The sequence below is a fragment of the Desulfovibrio sp. 7SRBS1 genome (assembly GCF_049723905.1).
In the GTDB taxonomy this organism is placed as follows: Bacteria; Desulfobacterota; Desulfovibrionia; order Desulfovibrionales; family Desulfovibrionaceae.
Genome location: NZ_JBJKFD010000002.1, coordinates 1 through 7,500, shown reverse-complemented (window position 1 = coordinate 7,500; position 7,500 = coordinate 1). Strand labels below are relative to the sequence as shown.

General features: G+C 53.4%; 2 tRNA genes, 3 rRNA genes and 1 pseudogene (1 of these 6 only partly in view). 5 read left to right on the top strand and 1 reads right to left on the bottom strand.

Going from position 1 to position 7,500, the window contains the following annotated elements:
* From ACI0FJ_RS20090 to rrf, 4 genes are all read left to right on the top strand, one after another.
* A tRNA-Ile gene (locus ACI0FJ_RS20090) sits at positions 1–28 on the top strand (it extends 51 nt beyond the left edge of the window).
* 15 nt (positions 29–43) lie between these two features.
* Positions 44–119: transfer RNA gene (locus ACI0FJ_RS20085), tRNA-Ala, on the top strand.
* Positions 120–192: 73 nt separating this feature from the next.
* Positions 193–3,123 (top strand): 23S ribosomal RNA (locus tag ACI0FJ_RS20080).
* Positions 3,124–3,310: 187 nt separating this feature from the next.
* Positions 3,311–3,425 (top strand): 5S ribosomal RNA (gene rrf / locus ACI0FJ_RS20075).
* A gap of 945 nt (positions 3,426–4,370) precedes the next feature.
* Here the strand turns inward: rrf and ACI0FJ_RS20070 are convergent.
* A pseudogene (locus ACI0FJ_RS20070) lies at positions 4,371–5,585 on the bottom strand (IS5 family transposase); the annotation flags it as partial.
* A gap of 1,417 nt (positions 5,586–7,002) precedes the next feature.
* Between ACI0FJ_RS20070 and ACI0FJ_RS20065 the strand changes: the two are divergent.
* Positions 7,003–7,500: ribosomal RNA gene (locus tag ACI0FJ_RS20065) — 16S ribosomal RNA — on the top strand; the annotation flags it as partial.

Below are 7,500 nucleotides of genomic sequence, written 5' to 3'. Positions count from 1 at the left end.
GATGGTTCAAGTCCATCTAGGCCCACCACGGTTATCACCACATGGGGGTGTAGCTCAGCTGGGAGAGCACCTGCTTTGCACGCAGGGGGTCATCGGTTCGATTCCGTTCACCTCCACCAAGTGGTGGTGAACTTACTGGCCACGTGTCGGTAATGATCATTGATAGTAGAATAGGCGACGAAGTTGTGTCTGAAAAAAGATAGTAAGGGCAACTGGTGGATGCCTTGGCACCAAGAGGCGATGAAAGACGTAGTAGGCTGCGATAAGCCACGGTTAGGAGCCAAACATCCTTTGATCCGTGGATTTCTGAATGGGGAAACCCAGCCGGAGTTATGTCCGGTTATTCCTTGGCTGAATTCATAGGCCTTGGAAAGCTAACCCGGGGAAGTGAAACATCTCAGTACCCGGAGGAAGAGAAATCAAAAGAGATTCCCGTAGTAGCGGCGAGCGAACCGGGATTAGCCCAAACCGTATGCATCCGTGCATGCGGGGTTGTGGGACTGCCATACGCGATTCGAATAGCTAGCAAAACAAGCTGGGAAGCTTGGCCATAGAGGGTGAAAGCCCCGTATGTGAAGGCGAAAACGACGCAGGCAGCACCCGAGTAGGGCGGGGCACGTGAAACCCCGTTTGAATCTGGGGGGACCATCCTCCAAGGCTAAATACTCCTTGGTGACCGATAGTGAACCAGTACCGTGAGGGAAAGGTGAAAAGAACCCCTGTTAGGGGAGTGAAATAGAACCTGAAACCAGTTGCCTACAAGCAGTGGGAGCGGACTTGTTCCGTGACCGCGTGCCTTTTGCATAATGAGTCAGCGAGTTACTCTGTACAGCCAGGTTAAGCGTTAAGTGTAGCCGAAGCGAAAGCGAGTCTGAATAGGGCGTTAGTTGTGCGGAGTAGACCCGAAGCCGGGTGATCTATCCATGAGCAGGCTGAAGCTTGAGTAAAGTCAAGTGGAGGGCCGAACCGTTGTCAGTTGAAAATGACTCGGATGACTTGTGGATAGGGGTGAAAGGCCAATCAAACCCGGTGATAGCTGGTTCTCCCCGAAATATATTGAGGTATAGCCTCGGATTAGATTACCGGAGGTAGAGCACTGACAGGGCTAGGGGCCCCACCAGGTTACCAAACCCTATCAAACTCCGAATGCCGGTTAATTGTTGTCCGGGAGTCAGACTGCGGGTGCGAAGGTCCGTAGTCGAAAGGGAAACAGCCCAGACCGCCAGCTAAGGTTCCCAAGTGTATGCTCAGTGGGAAAGGTGGTGGGACTACTTAGACAGCCAGGAGGTTGGCTTAGAAGCAGCCATCCTTTAAAGAAAGCGTAATAGCTCACTGGTCTAGTGGTCCTGCGCCGAAAATGTAACGGAGCTAAGTATACCACCGAAGCTGCGGGATCGTCTTTTAGACGATCGGTAGGGGAGCGTTCTCTACTGCGATGAAGGTGAAGGCGTAAGCCACGCTGGAGTGTAGAGAAGTGATTATGCTGACATGAGTAACGATAATGGGAGTGAGAAACTCCCACGCCGTAAGCCCAAGGTTTCCTGGGTAAAGTTAATCTGCCCAGGGTTAGTCGGCCCCTAAGGCGAGGCTGAAAAGCGTAGCTGATGGGAAACGGGTTAATATTCCCGTACCCGTGTGAATGTGCGATGGGGGGACGCGGAAAGGTAGGCCATCCGGGTGTTGGATATCCCGGTGCAAGTGTGTAGGCTGAATCTTCAGGCAAATCCGGAGATTCAAGGCCGAGACACGATGCCGTGAGCTTTTGCTCTGAAGTGGTTGAGCCTCTGCCGCCAAGAAAAGCCTCTAAGTTTAGTTCACATGGACCGTACCGCAAACCGACTCAGGTGGGCGGGGTGAGTAACCCAAGGCGTTCGAGGAAACTCTGGCTAAGGAACTCGGCAAAATGACCCCGTAAGTTCGCGATAAGGGGTGCTCTTTGATGTGATGTGTTTACTCGCTAAGCATCGAAGAGCCGCAGAGAAATGGGGGTGGCGACTGTTTACTAAAAACATAGGTCTCTGCTAAGTCGCAAGACGAAGTATAGGGACTGACGCCTGCCCGGTGCCGGAAGGTTAAGGGGTGGAGTCAGCGCAAGCGAAGCTCTAAACCGAAGCCCCGGTAAACGGCGGCCGTAACTATAACGGTCCTAAGGTAGCGAAATTCCTTGTCGGGTAAGTTCCGACCTGCACGAATGGCGTAACGATCTCCCCACTGTCTCAGCCAGAGACTCGGTGAAATTGAATTCGCGGTGAAAATGCCGTGTTCCCGCAGAAGGACGGAAAGACCCTGTGCACCTTTACTACAACTTGACGTTGTGTTTTGGGCTAGCATGTGTAGGATAGGTGGGAGGCTGTGAATCGGGCACGCCAGTGTTCGTGGAGCCACCCTTGAAATACCACCCTTGCTAGTCTAAGGCCCTAACCTTCTACTGTTATCCAGTGAAGGGACAGCGTCTGGTGGGTAGTTTGACTGGGGCGGTCGCCTCCCAAAGAGTAACGGAGGCTTGCAAAGGTTCCCTCAGGTTGATTGGAAACCAACCGTTGAGTGCAAAGGCATAAGGGAGCTTGACTGTGAGGCAGACATGCCGAGCAGGGACGAAAGTCGGTCTTAGTGATCCGGTGGTCCCGAATGGAAGGGCCATCGCTCATAGGATAAAAGGTACGCCGGGGATAACAGGCTGATCGCGCCCAAGAGTTCATATCGACGGCGCGGTTTGGCACCTCGATGTCGGCTCATCACATCCTGGGGCTGGAGCAGGTCCCAAGGGTACGGCTGTTCGCCGTTTAAAGTGGTACGCGAGCTGGGTTTAAAACGTCGTGAGACAGTTTGGTCCCTATCCTCTGTGGGCGTAGGAGAATTGAGAGGGTCTGTCCCTAGTACGAGAGGACCGGGGTGGACGAACCTCTGGTGTTCCTGTTGTCGCGCCAGCGGCACTGCAGGGTAGCTACGTTCGGAACGGATAACCGCTGAAAGCATCTAAGCGGGAAGCCAGCCTCAAGATTAGTTCTCCCTGATCATTAGATCCTAAAGAACCCAGGTAGACCACCTGGTTGATAGGCCGGATGTGTAAGCGTAGCGATACGTTCAGCTGACCGGTACTAATAGTTCGTGAGTCTTTTTTCAGATTTAAACACAACTTCGTCCCTATTTTCTATATTTCGCTCTCAGAGTTGAAATAGCTGCACACTGGCTTCGTTGCCGCAGGAAAATAGCTTGTGCGGCGTATGTAAGAATACGCCTCCGCGCATTTCCCTTCGCGCCACGCCAGGAGCACATCTCTTCAACTCTGTGCCATGAGCAATATATTTGCTCTGGCGGCCATAGAGAAGAGGCCACACCCGATCCCTTTCCGAACTCGGAAGTTAAGCTCTTCTTCGCCGATGATACTTGCGAGTAGTCGCTGGGAAAGTAGGTCGCTGCCAGGGCTCCTTTTCAAAAGGTCCATATCGAAAGATATGGACCTTTTTTATGGCCCAAGGCGGGATTTCGGCGCCCTGCGGCGTTGCGGCGTAACGTGCTGCCGAGGGCTGTGGGTCTGGCTACTGTCCCCCGTCATCCCGTCGCGCCGCTGCCTTGCAGGGCATCCGAACTTCCACCGTTTGGGAGCGGGCTGGAGGCCAACTGCCAGATCTCACGCCCCCAAACAGCAAGTTGCGCTCGGCAGGAATCAAAACTTACGCTGCCGCGGGAAAAAGAGGGGCGTGCGAGTCGTCTTTTTCTTTGATAGGCCCTTAAAGGCTTCCTGCCCCATTTTTCATGTCCGCCAAGGACTCCCTGCTCGTTTTCCTCAGAAAAAATGGGGTCAGACTCAAGAGCCCCTGTCTGAACATCGTTGTCAGCAGACGCCTGTGCAATTTTCAGCCGACAATGACCTCGTCATTCGCCACGCTTCGTGGCGCACCTGCGGCGGGCAATCTGCAATGCAGCTCATGCTTCTACGGCGCAATGCCGTTACCTCACCTGCCTTGCCTCAAAGGGGCGGCCAAGACTTCCTTGTCAGATACCTGCGGCTCCTTTCGTGCCGGAAAGGGAGGGGAAGGTTCGGAAACAAGCGGGGAAACCGGGCGCGTTGACCGGGTTTCCCCACTGTTTCCGTAAAAAACAATAATCTTGATTGAGCAGACGGCCAAAGGGACACCATGACTTTCTCTGTTCGGCTGCCAGTCCCTTTTTACAATGCGTGAAAGCGCATTGGTTTTCCGTCTTCCACACGCTGCTACGTCATAGCGCGCTGCGGAGGGTTGTAGGTCTAACTAGTCAGGCCTCTTATAAAACCCGTTTCAGCTTCTACGCCACATTTTCCGCCAGCCGTCGGCTTGAGTCTTAGCAGGAGCAGAAACGCCAAGAGCGCAAAAAACTATCCCATTTTTCCGCATCCACTTCCTGAAGTTGAACGCCGCTGCGGCCATAAACAAGTTTAATGGCGTCGCCGACCGCGCCCTTGAGATAGCTCCGGGCCATGCGGTGATCGTGTTTGAGATGGCCGATCACCGGCTCGATAGCCGCCCGACGGCGGAAGCGGAGCCGCGCCATAAGGCGCTGGTACGGTGTGTCCTTCTTCTTCGGAGGCTTTGGGATGAGGATTTGCGTGTCACCGACCTGATTCAGGCCCCTGTAGCCTCGGTCGCAGATCGCCATGGACGGACAGACCCCGGTGACCTCCCAACACTGTTCGAGGACATCCGGCAACGTATGGCCGTCGTAGACGTTCTCGTTGAACGACATCGCGCCGACGATGATACCCGTAGTTTTTGTGACCGCGATGGACGCCTGCGCCGAACTCGTACTGCTTGTGCGCTTTACCCTTGGAGATGCAGAGAATATCGGGTTCGTGTAGGCTGTAGACCTTATTCTTGTCGCTTCGTTTCTGGTCCTTGACCCGCTCGTACAGGTCAAGTCGCTCCTGGTGGCGGCCCAGGGCTTCGCCCGGCAATTTGCGCCGGAGTTCACGGATCAAGGCACCAGCCATTGTCCGCGTCTTTCCTCACCTTTTTGGCCATCTTCATCCGTTTCAGCCGAAGCTTGGGGAGCGTGCGCTTGAAGCTGCGGCGTAAGCCGACGCCTTCGCTGTCCGCGATCTTACGGCAGCCCTCGATGACTTTGGTCAAAAGCTTCAGGTCGGTAGGAAAGGTTACGTTCTTTTCCTGGACCGTGGTATCCACCGTGATCTCTGGTTTTTTGGCGTCATCACCGTGCAGTTCCACGGAGACCTCGAAAATCAGTCGTGCCCCGTCCTCGCCAATGCGCTTGCGGAAATAGATCAAATCCGTGGGATCGCAAGGCAGCTTCCACTGGAACTCGGTCATACCGCAAAACGCCTGGTAGTAGGGATTTTGCGTCCATGCCTCCACGACCCGTTCGTCGCTCAGATTCTCCAACTGCTTGAGCAGCATCAGCCCGACCATTAGCCGGGGCGGCTTGGCTGGCCGACCTTGGTCGCTGTAAGTCCCGGCGAACTCCTCCTCGAATCGCCCCCAGGGAATTCTCCTCGCCAATTGAAGGAGCGGAGCCTTCGGATTGAGCTGGTCCAGAAGGTCTGGGTAAAGGAACGTACCCTGCGGCTGTTTTTTGGGTTTTGCCCTCATGATTCTCCCGCCATTCGCTGCATCATTTCGACCGGTTTTATACGAATTCACAACGTTCTCTGGTCGAAAATACTACATTGTACAAGGAGAATTGTTAATAAAAATCAATGAATCCACTAGAGATATTTCAGGCCCGACTAAATAGTTACCTGTAGGCGTCTGTATAATTTCAGCCCACAATGGCGTCTATTCGCCACGCTTCGTGGCGTACCTGCGGCGGCATGTTTGCAAATGCTGCTTCCTACCTTATGGCGCAATGACTTTATCTCACCTGCCATGGTTCGAAGAGGCGGCCATGACTTCCTTTCAGATACCTAAGGCCTGTTCGTGCCGGAAAGGGAGGAGAAGGTTCGGAAACAAACGGGGAAACCGGGCGCGTTGACCGGGTTTCCCCACTGTTTCCGTAAAAAACAATAATCTTGAGTAAGCAGACGGCCAAAGGGACACCATGACTTTCTCTGTCCGGCTGCAAGTCCCTTTTTTCAATGCGTGAAAGCGCATTGATTTTTCCACACGCTGCGACGTCGCAACGTGCTGCCGAGGGCTGTAGGTCTAACTACTATCCCACTTCATTCCATCACACCGCGCCTTGCAGGCATTCCGAACTTTGACCTTTGGAAGAGAAGAAAATTGCCCTGATTCTCACGTTCGCCTGCACCTTGGCAGAAACAAAACTTACGTTGCCTCAAAGGGATACCGGGTTTCCCAGCAGTTTCCGTAAAACATGGTGAATCTGAGCTTGGCGGCTATGCGAAGGGACACCATGACTTGTCTGCCGCCACATCCTCTTCTCTTTTCCTACAGAACAAGAAGTTCACACATAACTGCGCTCCTCACCTACGGGGACAAACAAGCCCCTATTCATGGAATTTCCCTTTCATCATCAGCCCTTCAGCCGATCTCCCCCCCACAACACCACCTGTCTCCAAAACACAAAATCAAAACTTTCTGAAAAAAACTCACAAAACCTATTGACGGGTAGGTGTGAAACACATAGAAAGCCCCTCCGCCGCACGGGAATCGCAAGTTTCCCGGCGGGGTGATCTCTTACAATAGAATAGATAGGGTGAGTGTGTGGAAGCTGACGGCTGACACCCCGGGCCGGTATCCGGCCGCAATCGACTTTACGACCCTGACGGGTTCGACCAAAAAAGTTGAAAAAAGGGGTTGACGCACAGGGCGGAAACACATAGAAACACCCTCCGCTGCTTGGGACAGACGGCGCGAAAGCGACGCAGGAAACAAACAGCGAATTTGAAAAAAGAGATTGACACGGGAAGCGTAATTTACTACTTACACTCTCCCACTTCCGGCCTCGAGCCGGAAAGGTCTTTGACAATTAAATAGCGAGCAGGGCGCGAAATACTATCATCGTGGGTTCGTATGAACTTACGAGTTTTAGCTAGAAATACTTTCCTAATTGGAGAGTTTGATCCTGGCTCAGATTGAACGCTGGAGGCGTGCTTAACACATGCAAGTCGTGCGAGAAAAGTTCCTTCGGGAGCCTAGTAGAGCGGCGTACGGGTGAGTAACGCGTGGGCTACCTGCCCAGACGATCGGGATAACAGTTGGAAACGGCTGCTAATACCGTATACGAATCAATTTATTTTGGTTGAAAGGGTGCCTCTAAATTATGCATCCGCGTCTGGATGGGCCCGCGTCTCATTAGCTAGTTGGTAGGGTAACGGCCTACCAAGGCAACGATGAGTAGCTGGTTTGAGAGGATGACCAGCCACACTGGGACTGAAACACGGCCCAGACTCCTACGGGAGGCAGCAGTGGGGAATATTGCGCAATGGGGGAAACCCTGACGCAGCGACGCCTCGTGAGGGAAGAAGGCTTTCGGGTTGTAAACCTCTGTCAGAAGGGAAGAAATGTGTATACGTTAATAGCGTATATGTTTGACGGTACCTTC